The 25,441-nt window shown below is 71.9% G+C and carries 23 protein-coding genes and 1 pseudogene; 11 read left to right on the top strand and 13 right to left on the bottom strand.

Going from position 1 to position 25,441, the window contains the following annotated elements; all coding sequences use genetic code 11:
• Positions 1 to 3 precede the first annotated feature (3 nt).
• On the top strand, positions 4 to 1,953 hold the full coding sequence (locus tag LWJ43_RS02110; protein WP_385447311.1) for a fumarate reductase/succinate dehydrogenase flavoprotein subunit: 1,950 nt from the start codon (positions 4 to 6) through the stop codon (positions 1,951 to 1,953).
• On the top strand, positions 1,950 to 2,696 hold the full coding sequence (locus tag LWJ43_RS02105) for a succinate dehydrogenase/fumarate reductase iron-sulfur subunit (RefSeq protein WP_277330542.1): 747 nt from the start codon (positions 1,950 to 1,952) through the stop codon (positions 2,694 to 2,696). Before LWJ43_RS02110 ends, LWJ43_RS02105 begins: the two co-directional genes overlap by 4 nt.
• Positions 2,697 to 2,715: 19 nt before the next feature.
• Here LWJ43_RS02105 and LWJ43_RS02100 read toward each other — a convergent pair whose 3' ends face one another.
• From LWJ43_RS02100 to LWJ43_RS02090, 3 genes are all read right to left on the bottom strand, one after another.
• A complete protein-coding gene (locus LWJ43_RS02100) occupies positions 2,716 to 5,142 on the bottom strand; it encodes an excinuclease ABC subunit UvrA (RefSeq protein ID WP_277330541.1) in 2,427 nt (808 codons plus the stop codon).
• A gap of 97 nt (positions 5,143 to 5,239) precedes the next feature.
• Positions 5,240 to 5,431: a DUF6381 family protein gene (locus LWJ43_RS02095; protein WP_277330540.1), complete on the bottom strand. Its 192-nt coding sequence runs from the start codon at positions 5,429 to 5,431 to the stop codon at positions 5,240 to 5,242.
• A gap of 179 nt (positions 5,432 to 5,610) precedes the next feature.
• Positions 5,611 to 5,826, bottom strand: a complete 216-nt coding sequence (locus tag LWJ43_RS02090) for a dodecin (protein WP_277330539.1) — start codon at positions 5,824 to 5,826, stop codon at positions 5,611 to 5,613.
• A 104-nt stretch (positions 5,827 to 5,930) separates the two neighbouring features.
• On the opposite strand from LWJ43_RS02090, the pseudogene LWJ43_RS02085 reads away from it, so the two are divergent.
• The 3 genes and pseudogenes from LWJ43_RS02085 to LWJ43_RS02075 all read left to right on the top strand — a co-directional run.
• Positions 5,931 to 6,113 (top strand): annotated as a pseudogene (locus tag LWJ43_RS02085) (extracellular solute-binding protein); the annotation flags it as partial.
• A 215-nt stretch (positions 6,114 to 6,328) separates the two neighbouring features.
• Positions 6,329 to 7,138, top strand: a complete 810-nt coding sequence (locus LWJ43_RS02080) for a GNAT family N-acetyltransferase (protein ID WP_277330538.1) — start codon at positions 6,329 to 6,331, stop codon at positions 7,136 to 7,138.
• Positions 7,135 to 7,974 (top strand): lysophospholipid acyltransferase family protein, encoded by an 840-nt coding sequence (locus tag LWJ43_RS02075; RefSeq protein ID WP_277330537.1) that lies wholly within the window; start codon positions 7,135 to 7,137, stop codon positions 7,972 to 7,974. The genes LWJ43_RS02080 and LWJ43_RS02075 overlap by 4 nt, the downstream gene beginning before the upstream one ends.
• Here the strand turns inward: LWJ43_RS02075 and egtD are convergent.
• Genes egtD through egtA form a run of 4 tightly spaced genes read right to left on the bottom strand, consistent with a single transcriptional unit; the run spans position 7,917 to position 12,266 of the window.
• Positions 7,917 to 8,879, bottom strand: coding sequence for an L-histidine N(alpha)-methyltransferase (egtD, locus tag LWJ43_RS02070; RefSeq protein ID WP_277330536.1), 963 nt, complete (start codon positions 8,877 to 8,879; stop codon positions 7,917 to 7,919). The two genes, LWJ43_RS02075 and egtD, sit on opposite strands and share 58 nt — an antisense overlap.
• Positions 8,876 to 9,631, bottom strand: a complete 756-nt coding sequence (egtC, locus tag LWJ43_RS02065; RefSeq protein WP_277330535.1) for an ergothioneine biosynthesis protein EgtC — start codon at positions 9,629 to 9,631, stop codon at positions 8,876 to 8,878. The genes egtD and egtC overlap by 4 nt, the downstream gene beginning before the upstream one ends.
• Positions 9,631 to 10,971: an ergothioneine biosynthesis protein EgtB gene (egtB, locus tag LWJ43_RS02060; RefSeq protein ID WP_277330534.1), complete on the bottom strand. Its 1,341-nt coding sequence runs from the start codon at positions 10,969 to 10,971 to the stop codon at positions 9,631 to 9,633. The genes egtC and egtB overlap by 1 nt, the downstream gene beginning before the upstream one ends.
• Positions 10,968 to 12,266 carry an ergothioneine biosynthesis glutamate--cysteine ligase EgtA gene (gene egtA / locus LWJ43_RS02055; RefSeq protein ID WP_277330533.1) on the bottom strand — a complete coding sequence of 433 codons (1,299 nt, stop codon included), beginning with the start codon at positions 12,264 to 12,266 and terminating at the stop codon, positions 10,968 to 10,970. Before egtA ends, egtB begins: the two co-directional genes overlap by 4 nt.
• Positions 12,267 to 12,417: 151 nt before the next feature.
• Here egtA and LWJ43_RS02050 point away from each other — a divergent pair, with 151 nt between their 5' ends.
• Entirely contained in the window at positions 12,418 to 13,254 is an 837-nt protein-coding gene (locus LWJ43_RS02050; RefSeq protein ID WP_277330532.1) for a TIGR02452 family protein, read from the top strand.
• Here the strand turns inward: LWJ43_RS02050 and LWJ43_RS02045 are convergent.
• On the bottom strand, positions 13,239 to 13,703 hold the full coding sequence (locus tag LWJ43_RS02045; RefSeq protein WP_277330531.1) for a type II toxin-antitoxin system PemK/MazF family toxin: 465 nt from the start codon (positions 13,701 to 13,703) through the stop codon (positions 13,239 to 13,241). The genes LWJ43_RS02050 and LWJ43_RS02045 overlap by 16 nt on opposite strands.
• Before the next feature lie 293 nt (positions 13,704 to 13,996).
• Between LWJ43_RS02045 and LWJ43_RS02040 the strand changes: the two genes are divergently transcribed.
• Together LWJ43_RS02040 and LWJ43_RS02035 are read left to right on the top strand one after the other, a co-directional pair.
• Positions 13,997 to 15,025 (top strand): LacI family DNA-binding transcriptional regulator, encoded by a 1,029-nt coding sequence (locus LWJ43_RS02040; protein WP_277330530.1) that lies wholly within the window; start codon positions 13,997 to 13,999, stop codon positions 15,023 to 15,025.
• 60 nt (positions 15,026 to 15,085) lie between these two features.
• Positions 15,086 to 15,445, top strand: a complete 360-nt coding sequence (locus tag LWJ43_RS02035) for a hypothetical protein (protein ID WP_277330529.1) — start codon at positions 15,086 to 15,088, stop codon at positions 15,443 to 15,445.
• Positions 15,446 to 15,541: 96 nt separating this feature from the next.
• On the opposite strand, the gene trxA is transcribed toward LWJ43_RS02035, so the two are convergent.
• The gene (gene trxA, locus LWJ43_RS02030) at positions 15,542 to 15,931 is read right to left on the bottom strand and encodes a thioredoxin (protein WP_277330528.1); all 390 of its coding nucleotides are present in this window, start codon (positions 15,929 to 15,931) and stop codon (positions 15,542 to 15,544) included.
• Between the two features lie 115 nt (positions 15,932 to 16,046).
• On the opposite strand from trxA, the gene LWJ43_RS02025 reads away from it, so the two are divergent.
• Entirely contained in the window at positions 16,047 to 17,492 is a 1,446-nt protein-coding gene (locus tag LWJ43_RS02025) for a dihydrolipoyl dehydrogenase family protein (protein ID WP_277330527.1), read from the top strand.
• 205 nt (positions 17,493 to 17,697) lie between these two features.
• Here LWJ43_RS02025 and LWJ43_RS02020 read toward each other — a convergent pair whose 3' ends face one another.
• The gene (locus LWJ43_RS02020; protein ID WP_277330526.1) at positions 17,698 to 18,165 is read right to left on the bottom strand and encodes a hypothetical protein; all 468 of its coding nucleotides are present in this window, start codon (positions 18,163 to 18,165) and stop codon (positions 17,698 to 17,700) included.
• A 157-nt stretch (positions 18,166 to 18,322) separates the two neighbouring features.
• The gene (locus LWJ43_RS02015) at positions 18,323 to 19,045 is read right to left on the bottom strand and encodes a helix-turn-helix domain-containing protein (protein WP_277330525.1); all 723 of its coding nucleotides are present in this window, start codon (positions 19,043 to 19,045) and stop codon (positions 18,323 to 18,325) included.
• Between the two features lie 498 nt (positions 19,046 to 19,543).
• Between LWJ43_RS02015 and LWJ43_RS02010 the strand changes: the two genes are divergently transcribed.
• Together LWJ43_RS02010 and LWJ43_RS02005 are read left to right on the top strand one after the other, a co-directional pair.
• The gene (locus LWJ43_RS02010) at positions 19,544 to 20,965 is read left to right on the top strand and encodes an MFS transporter (protein ID WP_277330524.1); all 1,422 of its coding nucleotides are present in this window, start codon (positions 19,544 to 19,546) and stop codon (positions 20,963 to 20,965) included.
• 391 nt (positions 20,966 to 21,356) lie between these two features.
• Positions 21,357 to 22,031 (top strand): HAD family hydrolase, encoded by a 675-nt coding sequence (locus tag LWJ43_RS02005; RefSeq protein WP_277330523.1) that lies wholly within the window; start codon positions 21,357 to 21,359, stop codon positions 22,029 to 22,031.
• Positions 22,032 to 22,227: 196 nt separating this feature from the next.
• Here the strand turns inward: LWJ43_RS02005 and LWJ43_RS02000 are convergent, their stop codons facing one another.
• On the bottom strand, positions 22,228 to 23,538 hold the full coding sequence (locus LWJ43_RS02000; RefSeq protein WP_277330522.1) for a PP2C family protein-serine/threonine phosphatase: 1,311 nt from the start codon (positions 23,536 to 23,538) through the stop codon (positions 22,228 to 22,230).
• Positions 23,539 to 23,893: 355 nt separating this feature from the next.
• Complete coding sequence (locus tag LWJ43_RS01995) at positions 23,894 to 25,348, bottom strand: serine/threonine protein kinase (RefSeq protein WP_277330521.1); 1,455 nt, start codon at positions 25,346 to 25,348, stop codon at positions 23,894 to 23,896.
• Between the last annotated feature and the right edge of the window lie 93 nt (positions 25,349 to 25,441).

The raw sequence follows: 25,441 nt of genomic DNA, 5'->3' as shown, positions 1-25,441 counted from the left end.
GACCTGAGTGACTACACGAACTACCGCACCGGCGAGCCCCTGGTCGACGCCAAGGCGCCCACAGGGCCCGTCGCCGAACGCTGGGACACCCGCCGCTTCGAGGCGAAGCTCGTCAACCCGGCCAATCGCCGCAAGCACACGGTGATCGTCGTCGGCACCGGCCTGGCCGGCGGCTCCGCCGGTGCCACGCTCGCCGAACAGGGCTACCACGTCGTCCAGTTCTGCTTCCAGGACTCACCGCGGCGCGCCCACTCCGTCGCCGCGCAGGGCGGCATCAACGCCGCCAAGAACTACCGCAACGACGGTGACTCGGTGCACCGCCTCTTCTACGACACCGTCAAGGGCGGCGACTTCCGCGCCCGTGAGTCGAACGTCCACCGGCTCGCCGAGATCTCCGTGGAGATCATCGACCAGTGCGTGGCCCAGGGCGTCCCCTTCGCCCGCGAGTACGGCGGCCTCCTCGACAACCGCTCCTTCGGCGGCGTCCAGGTGTCCCGCACCTTCTACGCCCGTGGCCAGACCGGGCAGCAGCTCCTGCTCGGCGCCTACCAGGCGCTGTCCCGCCAGATCGCCGCGGGCAACGTCGAGCTGCACGCGCGGACCGAGATGCTCGACCTGATCGTCGTCGACGGCAAGGCCCGCGGCATCGTGGCCCGCGACCTCGTCACCGGGAGGATCGACACCTACTTCGCCGACGCCGTCGTCCTGGCCAGCGGCGGCTACGGCAACGTCTTCTACCTGTCGACGAACGCCATGAACTCCAACGCCACCGCGATCTGGCGCGCCCACCGCCGCGGTGCCTATTTCGCGAATCCCTGCTTCACCCAGATCCACCCCACGTGCATCCCGCGCACGGGCGACCACCAGTCGAAGCTGACCCTGATGAGTGAGTCGCTGCGCAACGACGGACGCATCTGGGTCCCGAAGGCCAAGGGCGACGACCGGCCCGCGAACCAGATCCCCGAGGACGAGCGGGACTACTACCTGGAGCGCGTCTACCCGGCCTTCGGCAACCTCGTGCCCCGCGACATCGCCTCCCGCGCGGCGAAGAACGTCTGCGACGAGGGGCGGGGCGTCGGCCCCGGCGGCCAGGGCGTCTACCTCGACTTCGCCGAGGCCATCGAGCGCATGGGCAGGAAGGCGGTGGAGGAGAAGTACGGCAACCTCTTCGACATGTACGCCCGCATCACCGCGGAGAACCCGTACGAGACGCCCATGCGGATCTACCCCGCCGTCCACTACACGATGGGCGGCCTGTGGGTCGACTACGACCTCCAGACCACCGTCCCCGGCCTCTTCGCCATCGGTGAGGCGAACTTCTCCGACCACGGGGCCAACCGCCTCGGCGCCTCCGCGCTGATGCAGGGCCTCGCCGACGGCTACTTCGTCCTGCCGTCGACCATCAACGACTACCTGGCCCGCAACCCCCACACGGAGGAGATCGACGCCGGCCACCCGGCGGTCACCGAGGCCGTCGCCGAGACCGAGGACAGGCTGAACCTCCTGCTCGCGGTCGACGGGGACCGCACCCCGGACTCCTTCCACCGCGAGATCGGCGAACTCATGTGGGAGTTCTGCGGGATGGCCCGCACCGAGGAAGGGCTCCGCAAGGCCCTCGGCCGGATCCCGCAGATCCGCGAGGAGTTCTGGCGCCGCGTCAAGGTGCCCGGTACCGGCGAACAGTTCAACCAGTCGCTGGAGAAGGCCAACCGCGTCGTCGACTACCTGGAGCTCGCCGAGCTCATGTGCCTCGACGCACTGCACCGCGCCGAATCATGCGGCGGCCACTTCCGCGAGGAGTCGCAGACCCCGGACGGCGAAGCCGCCCGCCGGGACGAGGACTTCTCCTACGCCGCGGCCTGGGAGTTCAGCGCCACCGGCGACGCCCCCGTCCTGCACAAGGAAGACCTCGTCTTCGAGTACGTCCACCCCACCCAGCGGAGCTACGCATGAAGCTCACCCTGCGCGTCTGGCGCCAGCAGAACGCCGAGGCGCCCGGCGCCATGGCCACCTACGAAGTCGACGGCATCTCCGAGGACATGTCGTTCCTGGAGATGCTCGACACCCTCAACGAGGAGCTCATCCTCGGCGGGGAGGAACCCGTCGCCTTCGACCACGACTGCCGGGAAGGCATCTGCGGTGCGTGCAGCCTCGTCATCAACGGCGACGCCCACGGCCCGGAGCGGACCACCACCTGCCAGCTCCACATGCGGTCCTTCGACGACGGCGACACGATCGACGTCGAACCGTGGCGCGCCTCGGCCTTCCCGGTCGTCAAGGACCTCGTCGTCGACCGCTCCTCCTTCGACCGGATCATCCAGGCCGGCGGATACATCTCCGCCCCCACCGGCACGGCCCCCGACGCGCACGCCACCCCGGTGCCCAAGCCCGACGCGGACTCGGCCTTCGAGCACGCCGAGTGCATCGGCTGCGGCGCCTGTGTCGCGGCCTGCCCGAACGGCTCGGCGATGCTGTTCACCTCCGCCAAGGTCAACCACCTGGGCGTACTCCCGCAGGGCGCGCCCGAGCGGGAGACCCGGGTGCTCGACATGGTCGCCACCATGGACGACGAGGGCTTCGGCGGCTGCACCCTCACCGGCGAGTGCGCCACGGCCTGCCCCAAGGGCATCCCGCTGCCGTCGATCACCGCGATGAACAAGGAGTGGCTGCGCGCCAACCGCAAGGTGCGGCGCTGACCCCTCCCGCCGCGGGGAGTCAGCCCGTCCGCAGAGCCTTCGCCAGGTACGCGGCCGTACGGCTCCCCGCCGCGCGGGCGACCTCCCGCGGTGTGCCGGTGGCGACGATCCGCCCGCCCCGGTCCCCACCGCCGGGACCCAGGTCGATCACCCGGTCCGCGCCGGCCACCACCGCCATGTCGTGCTCCACGACCACCACCGAGTTCCCCGCGTCCACCAGGCCGTGCAACTGCCGCATCAGCACCTCCACATCGGCCGGATGCAGGCCGGTCGTCGGCTCGTCCAGGAGGTAGAGGGTGTGCCCCCGCCGGGCCCGCTGGAGCTCCGTGGCCAGCTTGATCCGCTGCGCCTCACCGCCCGACAGCTCCGTCGCAGGCTGGCCCAGGCGCAGGTATCCGAGCCCGACGTCGAGCAGGGCACGCAGACTGCGCTCGGCCGCCGGAGTCCCCGCCAGGAATGCGGCCGCCGCCTCCACCGTCAGGTCCAGCACCTCGGCGATCGTGAGACCGCGCAAGGTGACCTCCAGGGTCGCCGGGTTGTAGCGCGCACCGTGGCAGTCCGGGCAGGGGGCATACGTACTGGGCAGGAAGAGTAGCTCCACCGACACGAACCCCTCGCCCTGGCAGGTCTCGCACCGCCCGCCCGCCACGTTGAACGAGAACCGCCCCGCCCGGTACTTCCGGGCCCGTGCCGTCTCCGTCTCCGCGAAGAGTTTTCGCACGACGTCGAACAGCCCCGTGTAGGTGGCCAGGTTGGAGCGGGGCGTACGGCCGATGGGCCGCTGGTCGACCTGCACGAGCCGGTCCACCGCCTCCAGGCCCTCCGCCGACACGCAGCCCCGCGTCTCCGGTGCGACAGGGCCCTCGGCGGACTCCGCGGGCCGCCGGTCCGCCAGCACGCCGGCCAGGACCTGTCCGACGAGGGTGGACTTGCCCGATCCCGACACCCCGGTGACCGCCGTCAGCACACCGAGCGGGAATGCGGCGTCGAGACCGCGCACGTTGTGCAGATCCACTCCGTTCAGCGTGATCCACCCCGACGGTTCGCGCGGTTCGCGCACGGGCGCCGGACCCTCGTCGAAGAGGAACCGCCGGGTCGCTGAACCCGTCACCCCGGCGAGGTCCGCCGGAGGGCCGCTGTGCAGGACCCGGCCCCCGTGCTCGCCGGCCAGCGGGCCCACGTCCACCAGCCAGTCGGCCTGCCGCACCACATCCATCTGGTGCTCCACCACGAACACCGAGTTCCCCGCCTCCTTGAGCCCGCCGAGGACACCGAGCAGCGACTCCGTGTCGGCCGGGTGGAGCCCCGCCGACGGCTCGTCCAGCACGTAGACGACACCGAACAGCCCCGACCGCAGCTGTGTGGCCAGCCGCAGCCGCTGCAACTCGCCCGAGGACAGGGTGGGGGCCGTCCGGTCGAGGCTGAGATAGCCGAGCCCCAGCTCCGTCACCGGCTCGATCCTGGCCAGCAGATCGGCCGTGAGCACCCGCGCCGTGTCGCTGCCGCCGCCCGCCTCCAGCAGCACCTGGGTGAGGGCCGTGAGGGGGAGTGCCACGAGGTCGGCGATCGTACGGCCGGCGAAGGTGACCGCCAGCGCCTCGCGCCGCAGCCTGCCACCCCCGCACACCGGACAGGGTTCACTCGTCAGGAACCGCTCCGCCTTCGCCCGCAGCGTCCGGCTCCTGGAATCCGCGAAGGTGTGCATCACATAGCGCCGTGCGCTCATGTACGTGCCCTGGTAGGGGCGTTGGATCCGGCCCGCGTCACGCACCGGACGAACCGTCACCACCGGCTGCTCGTCGGTGAACAGGATCCACTCGCGGTCGGCGGGCTCCAGTTCCCGCCACGGCCGCTCGATGTCGTACCCGAGGGCGTCCAGCACATCGCGCAGGTTCTTGCCCTGCCAGGCACCCGGCCAGGCCGCGATCGCCCCGTCCCGGATCGACGAGGACGGGTCCGGTACGAGCAGTTCCTCCGTGGTGCGGTGGACGAGCCCCAGTCCGTGACACCCGGGACACGCACCGGCCGCCGTGTTCGGCGAGAAGGCGTCCGAGTCGAGCCGCTCGGCACCGTGCGGGTAGTCACCGGCACGGGAGAGGAGCATGCGCAGGGAGTTGGACAGTGTGGTGACCGTGCCCACCGAGGAGCGCGCCCCGGGCGCCGACCGGCGCTGCTCCAACGAGACGGCGGGCGGCAGGCCGGTGATCTCACCGACGTCGGGGGCCCCGACCTGATGGATCAGCCGGCGCGCGTACGGGGCGACGGACTCGAAATAGCGTCGCTGGGCCTCCGCGTAGATCGTCCCGAAGGCCAGGGAGGACTTCCCCGAACCCGAGACACCGGTGAAGACCGCGAGGGTGTCGCGCGGGATGTCGACGTCCACGTCGCGGAGGTTGTGTTCGCGTGCGCCGCGCACCCGGACGTACGGATCATGGGGGCTGGACATCGGCGGTAGGGCTCCGTGAGGGATCGGCGGGGTGGACGTGCTTCTGCCGGTGATCCTCCCTCACCGGGTGAGGACCACCGGCAGGGCGGCGCCGGGCCTACACCATCGGGTCCATGTCGCGGTCGGTCATGGAGCTCTCCTGCTCGCTCTGCTCCCGCAGACGGCGGGCCTTGTCCTGGAGCCGCTGCCGCTGCTCCGGATCGGTTGCGCGTTCCGCGGCCTCGTTCAGTTCCTGCGCCTTGGCACGCAGCTGCCGTACACGGCCGCCGGACTCACCTGCAACGCTCATGATCACTCCTGGATCTGTGGGGGAGCGGACACCGTCAGCGAAACAGCGCGGGGGTCCGCCTGCATCTCGGACGGTCGCCCCCCCCGCGACCTGCCCGGCGGTGCTCCCTGCCCCGTTCGGGCCTCCCGCCCGGCGTGCGTGGGCGCCAGGGCGGCGCCGGTCCCGGCCGGCAACGCGTGTCAGGCGTTCTCGTCCAGGCGGAAGCCGACCTTGAGCCCCACCTGGTAGTGGGCGATCCGGCCGTCCTCGATGTGGCCGCGCACCTGTGTCATCTCGAACCAGTCGAGGTTGTGCAATGTTTCGGAGGCTCGTGCGACGCCGTTGCGGATCGCCGCGTCCAGGCCCTCCTCGGAGGTTCCCACGATCTCGGTGACCCGGTAGGTGTGATTGGACATCTCATGTCTCCTTTCGTGGTTCCACGGTGCCTCAATCCGGGGCAGGGCGCGAGGTGTCGGCTTTTCGTCCGTGAGCCGGGTGCGGTGTTCCGTGACGCGGACGGGGCTCGGAAGTCACCTCGGCGATGGCCGAAGGCGCCACCGAAGGCCGCGCCACCCCCGATTCCCCCTACTGGCCCGCCGTCGAGGCGGACAACCCGATCAAGGCCTACATGACAGCGGTGCCGGAGGGCGGCGACCCCGCGGGAGAGGCGCAGAAGGCGTCCGACCGCATCAGCGCGAAGCTGACCACCGGCTGGCGGAGGACGGGACGGACCCGCACCGGGCGAGCCGGGGGACGGGGGCGCGCACACCGGGCGAGCCGGGGATTCAGCCGTCGCACATCCGCTCGCTCCGCAGCGGTCATGTCGAATCAAGCCGGTCACGGAAGAAGTAAGGGGCCGGGCCGTCGCACTCCCGCGGCGACCCGGCACCCGCCGCCGATCCGTCACCGGAGACCGACATGACCGTGCTGCCCCTCGCCACCTCCGCCTCCGCACCCGCCGGCATACCGGCGCCCCGCCCGGCCGCCACCCCCTCGGGGTACCGGGTCGCCCTGGCCACCTGCCAGGACGACGTACGAGCAGCCCAACGCCTGCGTCACCTGGTCTTCGCCGGTGAGCTCGGCGCCCGGCTCGACAGCGCCGAACCCGGCCTGGACAGCGATGCCTTCGACGCCCACTGCGATCACCTGCTGGTGCGCGAGGTGGCCACCGGTGAGGTCGTGGCGACCTACCGGCTGCTGCCGCCCGAGGGGGCCAGGCGCGCGGGAGGCCTCTACGCGGAGAGCGAGTTCGACCTGACCCGGCTCGCCCCGATCCGGGAGGACCTCGTCGAGGTCGGGAGGTCCTGCGTCCACCCGGCCCACCGCGACGGAGCCGTCATAGCCCTGATCTGGGCCGGACTCGCCCGCTACATGGAGCGCACCGGCCACACCTGGCTGGCCGGCTGCTGCTCCGTGCCCCTCGCCGACGGAGGGGCGCTCGCGGCCAGGACCTGGGACACCGTACGCACCCGCGACCTGGCACCCGAGGAGTACTGGGTCACGCCCCACCGGCTCTGGGACACCACCGGGCACCCCGGCGGCGGCGCGGGCGGACGCGCCGGGCTGCCGCCGCTGCTGCGCGGCTACCTGCGCCTGGGCGCCTGGGTCTGCGGTGCCCCCGCGCACGACCCGGACTTCGACGTCGCGGACCTCTACGTCCTGCTCTCGATGCGCCGCACCGACCCGCGCTACCTGCGGCACTTCCTCTCGCTGGCCCCGCTGCGATGAGCGCCTGGCTGCCCGTCGCCCCCTGCACCCCACGCGACTGCGCGCACCACGAGGGAGCCGGACGCGCTCCGCTGCCCGCGCTGGCCCTCCTGGTCGCCGGCTGCTCCCTCAGCCTCCTCGGGGTGATGTCCGTGCCCGTGGTGCTGCTCCTGCCACCTGCTCACCGGGACGCGCTGACCCGCCGGTGGGCGTACGCCGTGGTACGAGCCTTCGGCGTACGCGTAAGGATCACCGGGTGTCCGGCCGGCCGTGCACGCCCGCCGGCGGGGGAGCTCGTGGTCGCCAACCACGTCTCATGGCTGGACATCCCCCTCGTGGCCGCCGTGCTGCCCGCCCGGATGGTCGCCAAGAGCGAGATACGGCACTGGCCGCTGCTCGGGCCGTTCGCCGCACTCGGCGGCACGCTGTTCATCGAGAGGGACCGGCTGCGGGCCCTGCCGGGCGCGGTGCGGACCCTCGCCGGGGCGCTGTCCTCCGGATCGCGGGTCGCGGTGTTCCCGCAGGGCAGTACCTGGTGCGGCCGCGGCGGGGGCGGCAGATTCAGACCTGCCGCCTTCCAGGCGGCGATCGACGCCGGTTCCGCCGTCCGCCCGGTCCGTATCAGCTACCGGACGGCGGGGACGGACACGGCGGGGGCCGCCGCCTTCGTCGGGGACGACCCGCTCGCCGCCTCGCTGTGGCGCGTGGTGACCGCCGCCGGGCTCGTCGCCGAGATCCGGATCCTGCCGCCGGTGCCCGCCGGCCATGAGTCCGACCGGCGGGCACTGGCGCGGGCCGCTCAGTCAGCCGTCGCCAACGACAGCGCGAACCTGCCCGCCGCGTCCGTCCACCACTGATCCAGCCGCAGGCCCGCCGCCGCCAGTTCCTCCCGCACCTTCCGCTCACGGAACTTCGCGGAGATCTCCGTGCGGAGTTCCTCACCCTCCTCGAACTGCACCACGAGATCCAGCTCGCGGATCTTGACCGTCAGGGCCCGGCGGGCCCGCAGCCGCATCTCCATCCACTCCTCGGCCGGGTTCCAGACGGCCACATGCGCGAAGTCCTCGAGCGGGAAGTCCGCCCCCAGCTCACGGTTCACCACCGACAGGACGTTCTTGTTGAACGCGGCCGTCACCCCGGCCACGTCGTCGTACGCCGCGACGAGCGTCGCCTCGTCCTTGACCAGGTCCGTGCCGAGCAGGAGCCCGTCCCCGGGTGCGAGCCGCGCCCGCACGGACCGGAGGAACTCGGCACGCTCCGCGGGAAGGAGATTTCCCAGTGTCCCGCCGAGGAACACCACGAGCCGGGGGCCGGGGCTCTCGGGCAGTTCCAGGACATGAGTGAAATCGGCGACGAGCGCGTGCACGGAGAGCCCGGGACGCTCGGCCAGCAGGGCCTCGGCAGCGCCCGCGAGGGCACTCTCACTGACATCGACCGGCACGTACGTGTGCAGCGCCGGCAGGGCGTCCAGCAGATGCCGCGTCTTGTCCGAGGAACCCGACCCCAGCTCGATCAGGGTCCGGGCCCCGGACGCCGCGGCGATCTCACCGGCACGGGCGATCAGGATCTCCCGTTCGGCACGCGTCGGGTAGTACTCGTCCAGACGGGTGATCTCCTCGAAGAGGTCGCTGCCGCGCGCGTCGTAGAACCACTTGGGCGGCAGCGTCTTGGGCTGCTGTGTCAGACCGCTCAGCACATCGGCGCGCAGCGCCGCGTCCGTCGCGTCCGCAGGCAGGGTGCGGGTCAGCTGGAAGGGACTCACGCGGTCGGCTCCTTGAGCGGGGTCAGCAGGACATCGGTGCGCGTCGCGGCCAGCAGAGTGCGGTCCGGGACCTCGCGCCAGTACGGATCGTCGTCGTACGGCTCGGAGGCCACCACCGTGCGGTGGCCGGGTTCGTGGAGATACCAGAGGGAGTCGCCCCACGTGGTCGCCACGATGGTGGAACCATCCGTGAGCAGCAGATTGAGGCGTGAGCCGGGGGCGGCGGCGCCGACATCCAGGACGGTGTCGGCGACCGCCTGCCCTATCTCGTCACCTTGCGCCGTGCGATGCAGGATCAGCGCCCAGAGCAGGGCCGAATCGCTCCGCGCCGCCAGGGCGAGCAGCCGCTCCGGCGGCAGCGCCCGTACCAGCGGTGCCAGGGAGCCCGGCCAGCCCCGGACCGCGCCGTTGTGACTGAACAGCAGACGCCCCTCGGCGAAGGGTGCCGCGGCGGCCTCCCCGTCCGCCCCCGCGAACGTCGCGTCCCGGACGGCGGCCAGCAGCGCCGTGCTGCGCACCACGCGGGACAGATCGGCGAAGGTCTCGTCGCCCCAGACGGGCCCGCTCCTGCGGTAGCGGCCGGGGAGCGGGTCACCCTCCGCGTACCAGCCGACCCCGAAGCCGTCGGCGTTGACCGTGCCGTGCCGCTGGCGCCGGGGCTCCCAGGACTGGCGCACAAGCCCGTGCGAGGGGGAGACCAGCAGCTCGCCCAGGGGCACGGAAGGGCCGAGGTATGCGATATGGCGGCACATCAGGCATCCCTCGCCGTACGGAAACCGGAGAAGATCTGGCGTCGGACCGGGAGGTCCCAGTTCCGGAACGTGCCACGGCAGGCGACGGCGTCCACGGCGAACGAGCCGCCGCGCAGCACCTTGTGCCCGGGGCCGAAGAACACCTCCGAGTACTCGCGGTAGGGGAACGCCACGAAACCGGGATAGGGCAGGAAGTCGCTCGACGTCCATTCCCACACGTCGCCGATGAGCTGGCCCGCGCCCGCCGGGGACCGGCCCGCGGCGTACGCACCCGCTGCGGCGGGCCGCAGATGGCGCTGGCCCAGATTGGCCCGCTCGGGCGTCGGGTCCTCATCACCCCACGGGTAGCGCAGCGAGCGCCCCGATCCGGGGTCGTGGCGGGCCGCCTTCTCCCACTCCGGCTCGGTCGGCAGGCGCCGGCCCGCCCAGCGGGCGTAGGCGTCCGCCTCGTACCAGCTGACGTGGAGCACCGGCTCGTCCGCCCGTACCGGCTCGGTCACCCCGAAGCGCTGCCGCAGCCACTGCCCGGCGTCGCGGTGCCAGAACAGGGGTGCGGTCAGATCGTGCTCGCGGATCATCGCCCAGCCCTCCGGCGCCCACCAGCGTTCCTCGGTGTAGCCGCCGTCCTCGATGAAGGCCTGGTAGGCGCCGCACGTGACCGGGGCCGTGTCGATGTGGAAGGCCGCGACCTCACGGCGGTGCGCGGGCCGTTCGTTGTCCAGCGCCCAGGGCTCCGTGGAGGTCCCCATGGTGAAGGGCCCCCCGGGAACCAGCACTTCCGCGGGGAGCCCGCCGCCGGCGAGGGGCTCCGGAGGCTCCGGGGCGCCGAGCACCGCCGGTCCGGAACGGAGCTGATGTGTGATCAGCATCGTCTCGTCGTGCTGCTGCTCGTGCTGGGCGACCATGCCGAAGGCGAAGCCCGCACGCTCCAGCGGGCGGCCCCCGCCGTGCAGCGGAGCGCCGCCGAGGACGTCCAGCGCCCGGCCGCGCACGTCGGCGGCGTACGTCCGCGCCTCCGCGGGTGCCAGCAGCGGCAGCGAGGGCCGGCTGGCCCTGGAGTGCTCGAACGCGTCGTACAGCCCGTCGATCTCGGGGCGCATCGCCTCGCGGCCGCCCACGGCCCGCAGCAGCCAGAGCTCCTCCTGGTTGCCGATGTGCGCGAGGTCCCACACCAGGGGCGACATCAGGGGGGAGTGCTGCGCGGTGAGTTCGTGGTCGTCGACGCTGTCGGTGAGCAGGGCGGTGCGCTCGCGGGCGGTGAGGAGCGCGGCCAGGGCGCGCTCGCGCAGGGTCTCCGCGTCGGTTTCCTGACCGGTGTGCGGAGCGGGTGTGTCAGTCATCGGACCAAGCCCTTTCCGTGAGGCTCCTGTGCCGGGTCGGGGAGATCGTCGGCCGGACATCGGCCACGGGCGACGTAGCGCTCGTCGAAGGCGGCGACCGTCGCGAGGACGTGGTCGCTCGCCCCGAGCCTGGGCAGGGCTTCCAGCGCGGCTGTGAAGCAGACCGCTGCCGCCGCCGCCAGCTCCGGGTCACGCAGTCCGTCGCGGGCCGCGGCGGTCCAGAGCGGGTTGCGCGGGGCGGGAGGAGAGCCCGCGGTCTCGGCCAGCGGTTTCACCGTGCGGTACACGGTTTCCGCCGCCTCCGGATCGTCGAACAGCGCGGTGGTGACGGCCAGGGGCACGAGCCAGCCGTCGGTGCCGGACTGGGCGTCGATCATGCGCATCTCAAGGTGCCCGCGCGGGCGGATCGGGGGGAACAGGGTCGTGAGGTGGTAGTCGAGGTCGGCCCGCACCGGTGGCCGCGGCCCTCCGCCACGGATCCAGTCCCGGAAGGTCAGTGCCTCGGGCACGTCCCACGGGCCGTCGGCGTTCCTGACACACATCACGGGAGTGGCGAGCACATGGGCCGCCCATGCGTCGCGGGGCGCGAGACGGCCCTGCGGCGCGAGCGTCCTGGCCGGATCGAGATCCGCCCACAGCGCCTGGCGGGTCGACTGCCAGCCGGTGCGCCGCCCCTGCCGGAACGGCGAATTGGCGAACGCGGCCACCAGCACCGCGCCCAGCAGGTGGCCGAGCTGCCATCGCCGTCCGTAACCCAACGGGCCCGGTTCCTCCTCACCGGCGTCCAGGCACACCTGGACGGAGGCGGAGCTGCACATCATGGCCCGGCCGGCGGGACCCGAACGGTCGAGGGCGGCCTCCATGGCGTCGTAACGCGGCTCGCGCAGCAGACGGCGGGGCGTATTCCACGGGTCCACCCCGATGCCGGCCAGGGTCAGCCCGGACCGGGCCAGGGTGTCGCGCACGGAGGCCAGGTCCGCGGCGGTGGCGTCGACGCACGCCATCAGGGAGTCCTTGGGCCGGGAACTCAGCTCCAGCTGGCCACCTGGTTCGAAGGTCAGCGCCGCGTCGAGCGGGGTCGCGCGCACCGCTTCGGCCGCGGCGCGCCGACGGTCGGGCGAGACGGCGACCTCGGGCTGTTCACGGTCGTGGATGAGCCATTCCAGCTCCACACCGACCGTCCGGGGCGGTCCCGTCTTGAAGCATATGCCGCGGAGCAGATCCTCCGCCTCCTCCTCGCCGAGCGGTGTCGCGTCGACGGGCGGGCCGTGCTGACCGAGAGTGTCCGGGGGCATGCTGGGCCTCCTCCAGAGAGTGTTTCCTTCCCACCCAAACCCTTACCGGGAGTTCGCACAAGGGTGCCCCCCGGCGACGGAAATCCGCTTGCGTCCATGCCGCCGCGACGGTCAGCATGCCCCGTATGCACCACACCACGGGGGAGCGACGGTGAGCGCACGGCTGCGCGGGATCGCGCGGGAGACCGAGTCCATCGTCCGGGCCGGGCGCTACCGCACGCCCGAGGGTCGTGAGGTGTCGATCGAGCGCGCACTGGCCACGGCGCTCTCCGGCACCCGGCTGTACGGTCCCGAGCCCGTGCCCGTGGCCGCCCTGGACACCGACCGCAGTCCGGTCGTCGAGGTGACCGCCGAGACGAGTCTGCAGGCGGCGCGACGGATGACGGGTGATGCGGCGGGCAAGGTCGCCGTGCTGAACTACGCCTCCGCCCGCAATCCGGGCGGCGGCTACCTGAACGGCGCGCAGGCCCAGGAGGAGTCCTTGTGCCGCGGCTCCGCGCTGTACGCCACGCTGCTGCGCGCCCCGGACTTCTACGCGCACCACCGCGCCGAACGCAGCGCCCTCTACACCGACCGGGTCATCCACTCACCCGGCGTTCCCGTCTTCCGCGACGACCGGGGAAGGCTGCTGGAATCCCCGTACCTCGCCGGGTTCCTCACCTCACCCGCGCCCAACGCCGGAGTCGTCCGCCGCCGCGACCCCGGACTGGTCCCCCGCATCCGCCCCGCACTGGCGAGCCGTGCCGAACGGGTGCTCGAAGTCGCCGCCGTACGCGGCTACCGGCGCCTCGTGCTGGGCGCGTGGGGCTGCGGCGTCTTCATGAACGATCCCGCCGAGGTGGCCGGTGCCTTCCGCGCCCTGCTCACGGGTGGCGGGCGGTTCGCGGGGCACTTCGAACAGATCGTCCTCGGCGTCCCGGACCGTGATCCCGACTCCGCCGTCCGGGCGGCGTTCGTCCGGGAGTTCGGCGGTCAGCTCCAGCCGTAGCGCTCCCGCAGCCGCTCCACGACCAGGTCGTACCTGCCCCGGTCCAGCGCACAGGCCTCGCGCCGCATCCCGTCCTCGTGCACCCGCAGCACCCGGTCCAGATCCACCCAGGACGGCCGCCCCGAGCTGTCCCACGGGCCCGCGCCCAGGGACACCCACTCGTGGTCGCCGTAGTGCTGCTTGCTGGACAGCTGTACGGCGAGCAGGGTGCCCTTGGCCTCCCGGGCCACCACGAGAACCGGCCGGTCCTTGCCCCGGCCGTCGTTCTCCTCGAACGGCACCCAGGTCCACACGATCTCACCCGGGTCCGGATCGCCGTCCCGGTCGGGGGCGTACGAGGTGCGGACGGGCCCCACCTCGCGTGGCTCGGCCTCCGCGGTGGCCGCCGGACCGCTGCGGCCGGGGAAGTCGGTCGTGCTGTCGCTGCTGTGGTTGTGCTCGAACGTCATCGCAACACCGTAGAACCTGTACGGCCCGGTCCGCGGGGCGGGTCGGCGGAACGGACCGCAGGTCGGCCCCATGACCACCTCATTCACCGTCACACGCCGGCACGTCCGCCGGACTGCTCGCAGCGCCCCCGACGCCCGTGGTTCCTGGCGCGGCGTCAGCTCCCGGCCGCTACCACCCTCCTCGCGAACCGCGCCCGCCGGGCTCCGCCCCCACCGGTGGCTGATTCCCCCGCCCCGGGACGGTGCCCCGGCCCACCGGACGGGTGCACGGGTCTGGGAGACTGCCCGACGCCATGAGCCAGTTACCCGATCAGCCCGCCGGCACCTCCGTACCGACCAGCGCCGACGTGGCGCGGCTCGCGGGGGTCTCCCGGGCCACCGTGTCCTACGTGCTGAACAACAACACGACCGTCCGGATCACCGACCCCACGCGCCGCCGTGTCAGGGAAGCCGCCGCGGACCTCGGTTACGTCCCCCACGCGGCGGCACGGAGCCTTCGGGCCGGGCACTCCAGAATGGTGCTGCTGCCCGCCGCGCAGACCCCGGCGGGCCCCGCGTACCAGCGCTTCCTCACCCAGCTCGAATCGGGTCTGCGCCGCCTCGACTACACCGTCGTGCGGTACGGCAGCGTCGGTCCGGACGCGGACCACGCGGCCAGGGCCTGGGCGGAGCTCCGCCCGGTCGCCGTCGTGTCCCCCGGCGGCCTGACGCTCACCCCGTACGGCATTGGCGTCCTCACCCGCTCCGGAGCCAAGGCCGTCATCACCCTCGGCCCCCGGCCGGTGGACGGTGCGCACGCCCTCGTCGTGGACCAGCGGGAGGTCGGCGGAGGCGCGGTCCGGCACCTGCTCTCGCGGGGGCGGCGCAGGATCGGAGTGGTCATGCCGCAGGAACCCGGCCACGCCCTGCTCGCCGGGCCACGCCTCGCCGGAGCGGTGCAAGCCGCGCGGGAATCGAACACGTACGCGAGCATCAAGCCGCTGTCCCTGCGGTACGAGGAGGAATCGGCCGCGGACCTCGCCGCCCGGTGGCCGACGCTCGGCCTGGACGCCGTGTTCGCCTACAACGACGAGTACGCGATGCTGCTGATGCGCGCGCTCCAGGACGCCGGCGTCGGCATACCCGGCGAGACAGCCGTGATCGGAGCCGACGACCTGATGCTCGGCAGGCTCCTGCGGCCCCGGCTCAGCAGCGTAGCGATGGAACTGACCTCCGAGCAGCCGCCGGCCGAGATGATCGACCGGCTCATACAGAACCCCGGAGGCTCGCCGGAGCGGCACCATCTGCTGCGGCCCGCCGTGGTGGCACGCGAATCCAGCTGACCGGGGCCACTCCGGTGCCACGACGTGCGGGGCCGCGCCCGGATGTCTAGCGTCGTCGGCATGAGCCATCCGCAGAGCTACGAGATCCTGCTGTTCCCGGAACCGGAGGAGCCCGACGCAGGGGCCCCCGAGCCAGGTACCGCCATCCGCTCCGCAGTCGTGGCGGCCACCGGGCAGACCGGGGCATCGGGTTACCCGCGATACGCGGGCGGAGGCATGGAGGCGGACGTCGACCCGTCCACGCACACCGTGGAGGCCCTGCTCGTGGACGGCGCCGAGATCGACTACGGGCTCACGGTCCGGATCGCGGAACGCATCCGCGGGACCGGGGGAGCCGAGGAGTACGACGCCGGCGGCGAGGCGCCGCAGCAACCACCCGAGGGGGGCTCCACCGCTGCCGGACAGCCGGGGAGCGGATGAGCGCGGCACCTTCGGCGTGTGGCGGCGTGTGGCGCATGACGAAGGCCCGGCCGCCACGGCCGGGCCCTCACCACGTCTGCCGCGCGTGGGCAGGGACTACTGCGGCTCCTGCTGCGCCTGCTGCGCCTGCTTCTGCTCCTCGACGGACTTGCGCACCTCGTCCATGTCCAGGTTGCGCGCCTGGCCGATGACGTCCTCCAGCGCCGCCTCGGGAAGCGCCCCGGGCTGGGAGAAGACCGCCACGTTGTCACGGACGATCATCAGGGTGGGAATCGACCGGATCTCGAAGGCCGCCGCCAGTTCCTGCTGCGCCTCGGTGTCGACCTTGGCGAAGACCAGGTCGGGGTGACGCTCGGACGCCGAGTCGTAGACCGGGGCGAACTGCCGGCACGGACCGCACCAGGAAGCCCAGAAGTCGATCAGCAGGAATTCGTTGTCGCTCACGACCTGATCGAAGTTTTCCTTGGTGAGCTCTACGGTGCTCATACTCTGTTACCTCTTCCTGGGACCGTTCGGACCTGTCCGGCACAACGGTGACGTCACTTGCGGTATTCCGCCTGCCCGTGTGGCTGCCGCGCACACCCACGAGGACACTGTTCCCATGACAGATCTTGAGGGTGTGCGGAACAGCGAGTACGACGTCGTCGTCATCGGGGCCGGCCCGGTGGGGGAGAACGTCGCGGACCGTGCCAGGGCCGCCGGGCTCAGTACCGCGGTGATCGAGTCCGAACTCATCGGCGGTGAGTGTTCGTACTGGGCGTGCATGCCCAGCAAGGCGCTGCTGCGCCCGGTCGTCGCACGGGCCGACGCGCGCCGTGTCCCCGGACTGAGCGGCGCGGTGCGGGGGCCGCTGGACGCGGATGCCGTACTCGCCCACCGCGACTACCAGACCTCCCACTGGAGGGACGACGGCCAGGTCGGCTGGCTGGAGAGCATCGGCGCGGACATCTACCGCGGCAAGGGCCGGCTGACCGGCGTCCGGCAGGTGTCCGTCACGGACGCCGACGGGAGGGAGCAGCAACTCACCGCGCGGCACGCCGTCGCCGTCTGCACCGGCAGCCGAGCCGTCGTCCCCGCCCTGCCCGGCATCGAGGACGTCCGGCCCTGGACCAGCCGTGAGGCGACCAGCGCCAAGGAGGTGCCGCGCCGGCTCGTCGTAGTCGGCGGGGGAGTGGTCGGCGTGGAGATGGCCACCGTGTGGCAGGGGCTCGGCGCCGAGGTGACGATGCTGGTCCGGGGCGGACAACTGCTCCCCAAGATGGAGGCCTTCGCCGGTGAGCTGGTCGCCGAGGCGCTGGCCGAGGCCGGCGCACGGATCCTGACCGGGGTCTCGACGACCGCCGTGAGCAGGGCGGGCCACGACGGGCCGGTCACCGTCGAACTGGACAACGGGGAAAGGCTGGAGACCGACGAGATCCTCTTCGCCACCGGCCGGGCCCCGCGCACGGACGATCTCGGCCTCGACACGGTGGGGCTCGAGCCGGGGTCCTGGCTCACCGTCGACGACAGCTGTCGTGTCGAGGGCAGTGACTGGCTGTACGCCGTCGGCGACGTCAACCACCGCGCTCTGCTCACCCACCAGGGCAAGTACCAGGCACGCATCGCGGGAGCCGCGATCGCGGCCCGCGCCCAGGAGACTCCCTTGCTGGAGACGGGCCCCTGGGGTGCGCACGCGGCCACCGCCGACCACGCGGCCGTCCCCCAGGTCGTGTTCACGGACCCGGAGGCGGCGTCGGTCGGTCTCACACTGGCCGAGGCAGAAGCGGCGGGCCACCGGGTCCGCGCCGTCGACCACGACCTGGCCTCGGTCGCCGGTTCGGGCCTGTACGCCAAGGGCTACAAGGGGCAGGCCAGGATGGTCGTCGACCTCGACCGCGAGATCCTGCTCGGCGTCACCTTCGTCGGACCGGGTATCGGAGAACTGCTGCACTCGGCGACGATCGCGGTGGCCGGAGAGGTCCCCATCGAGCGGCTCTGGCACGCGGTGCCCGCCTACCCGACGATCAGTGAGATCTGGCTGCGGCTGCTGGAGTCGTTCAGGGGGTAGGAGCCGCCAGCCGCCGTCAAGGGCAGACGGCGACGGGCTGCCCACGACGGTTGCTGACGTTGTCGAACCGGCGCCTGGACGTCGGTGACGGATGGGGCCAAGCCGCACTCGATGCCGGGGCGTAGCACCATGTTTTCCGCGGTACCGCGTCCGTGCTCCCCGCCGCGGTCCGGCCGGGCCGGTCGGGCCCGGCCGGACCGGCGGATCAGATGTCGACGACCCGGTAGGCGATGGTGTAGACGCCACCGGAGCCTTCGAGCACGCGGTACTGCGTCTCCGCGCCGACCTCGTTGCCCGTGACGGTCACCGAGCCGAGCCGGTCGTCGCTGCTGGTGCTGTCGTAGTCCCACAGGGAGAGCGTGCGGGACTCGGTCCTGCCGAGGACCAGCAGCGTGTTGCCGTTGCTCCCGTCCAGGGCGCGGCGGTAGCCGGTGCCCATGGTGTGGTAGGACGCGTTGGCAGGCCAGAGCTTCACGGCCTTGCCGCCGTTCGCCGCGATGTTGAGGTAGGCCTCGTCGTGGTCGCCCTCGCTCTCGTCGCCGCAGTACAGGTCGACGAGCTGGATCTGCACGTAGTCGACCGGATCGGCCTGCGCGGCGCCGGCGGCGCCCACCAGCGAGGTGAGGCCCAGCGCGCCCGCCAGGGCGAAGGTGGTCAGTGGTCGGACGGTCATCTTGTCCCCCGTGGTCTCAGGTTTTCGCCGGTCCCCCGACCGGCTCGAAGAACAGACTGCCGGACCGCTGCCCGCCGTTCTACGCGCGTTCCACTGAGCGGAACCGGCGCGCGGCGAAGGGCCGGTCACGTCAGGGAGCGTCATATCTGGCGATACGTCAGTAGTGCAGGACCGGAGGCAGGCGGGGCGGGGCGCCGGCCCGGACGAGGGCCGCGGTGACTGCCGCGGCCGCCCGCGCCGCCTCCTGGGCCGCCCGCTGCAGCCCCTGCGCGGACGCCGTCATGACGGCGATCGCGGCGACGGTCCGGTCGTCGCGTCCCCGCACCGGCAGCGCCGCGCAGCACACCCCGTCCACCACCTCCGCGCACTCAAGCACCGCCCCCGGCAGCCGGCCCCCGGAGCCGGCCCGGCCCCGATCGCTCAGCACCTGGCCGGCCGCCGTGTCCAGCAGGAAGCTCATCCCGTTCCGCACCGGTACCAGCGCCTCCACCTCGCCCGGCACGGATGCCACGGTGAGCGCCTTGCCGTCGTGCAGGACGGTCAGCAGGGCGCTCGCCCCGGTGGCCGCCCGCAGCCGGTGCAGCGGGTGACGGGCCGCCACCCGTAAGCCCGGGTGCGGCTCCCACGCCTGTCCGAGGCGGTAGAGCTGCGAGCCGACGCGGTAGCGGCTACCCCGCCGTTCCACCGCGCCCACCAGCAGCAACTGCTCCAGCAGCCGGTGCGCGCTCCCCTTGGGCAGGGCGCAGGCCGAGGCGATCTCGGTGAGCCCTGCCTCCCCGCCGCACCTGCGCAACGCCTCCAGGAGCGCGAACGCGCCCTCGATCACGCCTCTCCCGCGGTCCGGTTCCCGCTCCTGCTCCCTGCCCGCGTGTCGCGGCATCTCTCCCCCAGCCGTCACCGGGCCGTACCCCTTCGCACGGCCGCCGGGAGAGAATGCCCGACCTTCACAGCAGGGGCACAGCCCGCCGCGCGCGAACGTGACCCACGGCACACCGGCCGCCGCGACCCGTGGGGAGGGAGGAGCGCAGGAGGCGCGGGGTCCCGGTGGGGCAGGTCGGCGGTGCGTGTCCCCTCGCGGTCCGTGTGGAGGCGGCCGCGGTGTGGGCGTCCAGGTCTGCGGGCGCCGGTTCTTCCAGGTCCCGGGCGCGGCGAGAGGGGCGGCCCGGGGCGCGGCGGGCAGGCCGGCGCCGCCCCGTGACAGGTTCCAGTGTCTCGTATGCTGGACGATATCCAACCGGTCTGTGAGATGCGTGAGATCGTTGCGGCGCCCGCACGGGTCGCGCGGCCTTGCCACGAGGGGGACCTGCACCGCCGCGCGGGCCCGTCGGCGCCCCCTACGTCGACGGCCGCACTACGCCCTCGTGGGAAAGCCCCAGAGATGCACGCTCCCACCACCGGGCCCGCCCAGGCCCCGTCGCAGTCCCAGGCCGCACCCGTCAACTCGCGGTCCCGCGTCCTGATCGCCAGCCTCATCGGCACGACGATCGAGTTCTACGACTTCTATGTCTACGCGACCGCCGCGGTCCTGGTCTTCCCGAAACTCTTCTTCCCGAGCAGTGACGCGACCACGGCCCTGCTCTCCTCCTTCGCGGTGTTCGGCGCGGCGATGGTCGCCCGCCCGATCGGCGCGATCGTCTTCGGTCACCTCGGCGACCGCCTCGGCCGCAAGGGCACCCTGGTGGCCTCGCTGCTCACGATGGGCATCGCCACCTTCCTGATCGGCGTTCTGCCGACGTACGCGCAAGCCGGCTGGGTCGCCACGGCGCTGCTGGTGCTGATGCGACTCGCCCAAGGTTTCGCGCTCGGCGGTGAGTGGAGCGGCGCGGCCCTGGTCGCCACCGAGAACGCACCCGCCGGGAAGCGCGCGCTGTGGGGCACGTTCCCGCAGTTGGGTGCCCCGCTGGGGTTCATCATCGGCAACGGCCTCTTCCTGATCATCGGCGCGCTGCTGCCCTCCGCGGCGGGCGCCGACCCCTCGCAGCCGTCCGACGCGTTCCAGAGCTGGGGCTGGCGGATCCCGTTCCTGTTCTCGGCCGTCATGGTCGCGATCGGTCTGTGGGTACGCATGCGCCTGGTCGAGTCGCAGGTCTTCGCGAAGACGCAGGAGACCGGCAAGGTCCGCAAGCTGCCGCTGGCCACCGTCTTCCGTCACCACTGGAAGCAGCTGGTCCTGGGCAGTTTCGCGATGCTGGCGACGTACGTCCTCTTCTATCTGATGACGACGTTCTCCCTGAGCTACGGCCGTACCGCCGAGGACGCGGACGTGCCGGGCCTCGGCTACAGCTACACCACGTTCGTCCTGATGATGATCTTCGGTGTGCTGTTCTTCGCCGCGTTCACCCTGATCTCCGGCCCGCTCGCGGACAAGTACGGCCGCCGCAGGACCCTCGCCTGGGTCACCGTCGGCATCATCGTCTTCGGCCTGGTCTGGGTGCCGCTGATCAACCTGGGCACGCTCGGCGTCGTCCTGTGGCTGGTCCTCGGCTTCACTCTGATGGGCACGACCTTCGGCCCGATGGGCGCGATGCTCCCGGAGCTCTTCCCGACCAGCGTCCGCTACACAGGCTCCGGCATCGCCTACAACGTCAGTTCCATCCTCGGCGCGGCCGTCGCCCCGTTCGTCGCGGTCGCCCTCTGGGAGGCCGGCGACGGCTCGCCGTGGCTGGTCGGCGTCTACCTCTCCGTGATGGCCGTCCTCACCCTGACCGCTCTCCTCGTCGGCAAGGAGACGAAGGACCTCGCCCTTGACGAGGGCGAGGTCCCGGCGCCTCCCGCCCGGACCGAGCCCCCGTCCGTCTGACGCGGACCTACTGCCGCGGCAGGCATCGTCTTCCACGAAGGAGCGGCTGTGCGGCGAGAGCGCGTACAGGGCCTCGGACGGGGAGACGTCGCCTGCCACGGCACCAGGTCTTGCCCCCCGGGTCGTCCGAATGGCCTGAGCCGGCCTCGTGGACCCGCACGGCCGACATGCCTTCGGGACCAGCTCCCCGCGGCCCGTGTTCGCCGGGGCTCTTCCGCCGCGCCGTAATCCCTTTCTCGCCGGGACTCCGCGAGACTGTCTCTCACGGAAGCTCCTCTGCCGAGCCCGCACCGACTGCACTCGTTGATCGCGGGAAGAGTGCGGAGGAAGCCCCGGCGGTTTCGCCGAGACCCCGCGGAGCCGGCCGTCCCGATTCGCCAGAAGGAGTCTCATGGTTCGCGCCGCCCTGTTCGATGTGGATGGAACGCTCGTGGACACCAACTACCTCCACGTCACGGCCTGGTGGGAGGCCTTTCGGCAGGCTGGGCACACGGTGCCCATGACCGCGGTGCACCAGGCCATCGGCCTGGGCTCCTCCGACCTGATCAAGCACCTTCTCGGAGCTGAGCGAGACAGCGGACGGGACGAGTGGATCAGCAGCACGCACTCAGCGCTCTACGCGACGTACTTCGAGCGGCTGGTCGCGGCGGACGGAGCGGCTGACCTGCTGCGGGCGCTGGCGGCTCGGGGGTGGAGGGTGGTGCTCGCCACCTCCGCTTCCGGTCCGGAGCTCAAGGCTCTGCGGCGCGTGCTGGACGCCGACGACGTCATCACCGATACAGCGAGTGCGGACGACGTGGACGAAGGGAAGCCGAGCCCCGAGCCGGTCCGGCATGCCATGGAACTTGCCGGTGGGACGAGTGGGGAGACGGTGTACGTGGGGGACTCGGTCTGGGACATGAAGGCCGCCACCGGCGCGTCCGTGACCGCTGTGGCTCTCCTGTCGGGCGGTATCGCCCGACGGGATCTGGTGGAGGCCGGGGCCACCGAGGTGTACCGGAACCCGGCCGATCTCCTCGCACATCTCGACAGCAGTGTCTTCTCCCGGGCCGGCCGGGTCGACTGACCCGCGCGGAACGTCCCGCAGGGCCGAGGCCCCACCTGCCGCTGCGGGCACCTGCGCCTGTGGCCCCTGCGCTCGTTCACCCCGTGCCCAGGCTGTCGCGCGCACGTCGGCGTTTCGACGGACCGTCCGGAGCCGGGGCGCACGGGACGTCCGGGACGATGCGTGTGTGCCGGACCAGAGGAAGTATCAGGACCGGTCAGGTGCCACCGTCGTCAGCGGGCTGCTGGGCCCAGGCGGAGGCGATCGTCTGCGGGGTGCTGGAGGGGGGCAGGCCCGTCAGCGCTTGCAGTTCGGTGGGCTGGTAGGGGGTGGGGCCGTGCCACTCCAGAAGCATCACGGTGGCGTCGTCGTCGAGGTGGCCGAGGTGGTGCGCAAGGTGGTGCCCGATCAGCCGCCGAAGTGTTTCCGGTACGGGGAGGCCGTCGGAGTGGTGGCGGATGAGGAAGTCGGTCAAGCCGTTCAGGCCGAATTCCTGCCCCTTTCGGTCGCGCGCCTCCGTGATGCCGTCGGTGTAGAGCAGTAGCCGGTCCCCGGGTTCCAGCTGATCGCGGCGAAGCGCGCCGGGCAGGCCCAGCCCGGTCCCCATGGGGGGAGCCGGTGGGCAGGAGAGGTGCACGACGGTCCGGTTGCCGCGGATGACTACCGGCAGGTGGTGACCGTAGTTGGTCCAGGTCAGCACACCGGTTGCCAGATGAAGGTCGGCCAGAATGCTGGTGGCGTACCGGCTGCCCGCGAACTGCTCCGTCAGGGTCTCGGCGACGCCTTCGGCGGTCTCCAGGAGGCCGGCGCCCTGACGGCGGTGGTTGCGGGCAGCCGCCAGCGCCAGGTTCGCGGTCAGTCCGGCGGCGGTGTCGTGTCCCATGGCGTCGAAGACGGAGAGGTGTACGGTCTCCCCGGTCAGGGCGTAGTCGAAGGCGTCTCCGCTGATCTGGTATGCGGGCTCCATGACCGCACTGATCAGCACACGGTCCGCGGCGAAGGTCCGCGGTGGCATCAGCTGCCACTCCATCTCGGCAGCGACCCTCATCTTCCGGCGGCGGACCAACCGGGAGTACGAGTCGCTCGTCCCACGCTTGCTCTCCAGGAGAAGGGCGACCAGCCCGGCGAGCCTGTTCAGATCCTGATCCGCCTCGACCTGCGAGCCGGGCACGCCGACCCGGAGCACGCCCAGACGCTCGGCACCGTCCAGCAGCGGGACCCACCACTGCCCGTCCGCAGAAGCCGAGGCGGGAAAGACCTTGCCCAGTTGGAAAGCACGCCCCGCGACGGTACCGTCGACCGACAACGCCGCCGGGACGTCGACGCCACCAGGGCCGACGTCGACATTGCCGGCCAGCAGGTACAACCGCTCCTGCTGCAGATCGGTCAGATAGATCAACGCCTGAGGCCAGCCCGCCTCGGCAGCATGCGACGCCACGGTGCCAGGCAGCTGCTCCAGGGTCATCAGATGACTCGCGGCGATCAGATCCCCCAAGATGCGTGCACGCGCCGCTTCCACGCTGTTCATCGATGAACACCTCTCGCGACGGCGACTGTGAGGACCGCACTGCGAACGGCACCTCTCCCGGGCGTCACCAGGCTAGGAGGTAATGCGACATCTTGCCCCGAAGTGCCGAGACACGTGCCTGCTGATCGGCCGACCCGGTGACACGACAGGTGCACACGACGCAGAGAGGGCCCGCACGTGCCGCGCGGTCCCGGGGGAGTGGGACGCAGCCGGCCGCAGGGAGCAGACGCCGCGATCGCTGTTCTCTTCGTCGAGCCGCACGGTGAGGGCTTACGAAGCCCTGGGCGGCCTTCACGGCCGCACCCGGAGCCGAAGGGATCGATGTCCAATTCCCCACCCTCGTCGGGGCGGGCCTTCAGTCCCGCGGCCCCTTCTCGCCAGGCCGCTCCCGCCGCGCGTTGTTCGTGGCCTCTCCTGCTTTTCCGGCTTGGCCGGGTGCGCTGTGCGACTCCGCCGCAGCCCTGTCACTCGGCGCTGTTCCCGCGGATGCGCGGCCGGCCGGCGTGGCTCGCGCCGCCTCGCCCGACGAGCTGGGCGCGCCTCCGTCGACAGCGCGTTCCCTCCGCGGGGCTTCCGGCGTCAGCCGGACGGTTTGCCCGTCCTCGTGCCCGGGACGCCTGCCGTCGGAGGCGGCGGGCTGAGAGGGTGGCCCAGCCGTGGGTGCGGCGTCCGGCTTCCTCTGCCCTGCGCTGCCGGACGGTTCCTCCTCACCTGCGGGGGCCGCGCCGGTAGCCTCGCTCGCGCTTCGGCCACCGTGTTGCGGCGCGGAGCTGCCGGTGACCGAGAGGGTGGTCGCCGTGACAGCGGCGAGGGCGATGGCCGCACCCGCCATGAGACCGCGTCCCCGCGCGGGCGTGGTTGGGGGAGCGGTCCGTTTCGCACGGGGCATCGGATTCGTGTGCGTGTCCTTGGGCGTCCGCGACGCGCTCTTGCTGCTGACCGGACGGGTCGCGGACGCCGACGAGCCGGGTGAGGTGTGGACCTCGTCGACCAGCGACATCAGGGCATGAGCGCAGTGACGGGCCGTCGGACGGTTCTGTTGGTCCAGGTCTGTCATCTCGCGCAGCAGGACGCGCAGTCGTTCCGGTAGCCAGTCGGGCACTGCGGGAGGTCGGTGCAGGCGTGCGATCGCGACTTCAATGGGGCCACCGTCGTACTCGAGCCTGCCGGTGAGGCATTCGAGGAGCACCAGACCGAGGGCGTAGATGTCGGCCGGCCTACCGACGGGTTCGCCGAGGACCTGCTCGGGAGAGAGATACGCCGCGGTGCCGATGAGTGTGCCGGTCGCGGTGTGGGCAGTGGCGCCCAGCAGCCGGGAGATGCCGAAGTCGGCGAGATGGGGCCGGTTCCTGGCATCCAGGAGAATGTTGGACGGCTTGACGTCTCGATGGACGATCCCGGTCTCGTGTGCGTGAGCCAACGCATGAGCGAGGTCCGCGCCGATTGCGGCAGTCGCTTCGGGCGACAGCGGCCCGTCGGCGATGAGGCTCTTCAGCGTCTCACCTTGGATCAGCTGCATGACCAGGAAGGCGCGCCCGTCGTGCCGCCCCGCGTCGTAGGCGGTGACCAGCCCGGGATGGTGCAGCCGGGCCAGGATCACCGCTTCGCTGTGCGAGGCCTCCTCCATGCCGACCCCGGCGTCGGGGCGGAAGATCTTGACTGCTACCGGTCGACGCAACCGCAGATCGAAACCTCGGTGTACATCCGCAGCTCCGCCTGATCCGAGGGGCGCGTCCAGGCGGTATCGTCCGGCCAGCACCTCGGCGGAGCACCGGGAAGACGTGGCCTGAGCGAACTCTCGGAGCCTCATTCCCTCTCCCACCGCATCGAAGGGCCATTGCCCTCGGCGAGCCGCGACCGACGCGCCTGAGAACGCGGGTACCCGCCAGGAGGTGGAGTAGCC

Origin of the sequence: Streptomyces sp. JH34 (assembly GCF_029428875.1) — a bacterium.
Taxonomy (GTDB): domain Bacteria; phylum Actinomycetota; class Actinomycetes; order Streptomycetales; family Streptomycetaceae; genus Streptomyces.
Note: the sequence above shows the minus strand (reverse complement) of the source record. Positions and strands in the feature narration are given on the sequence as shown.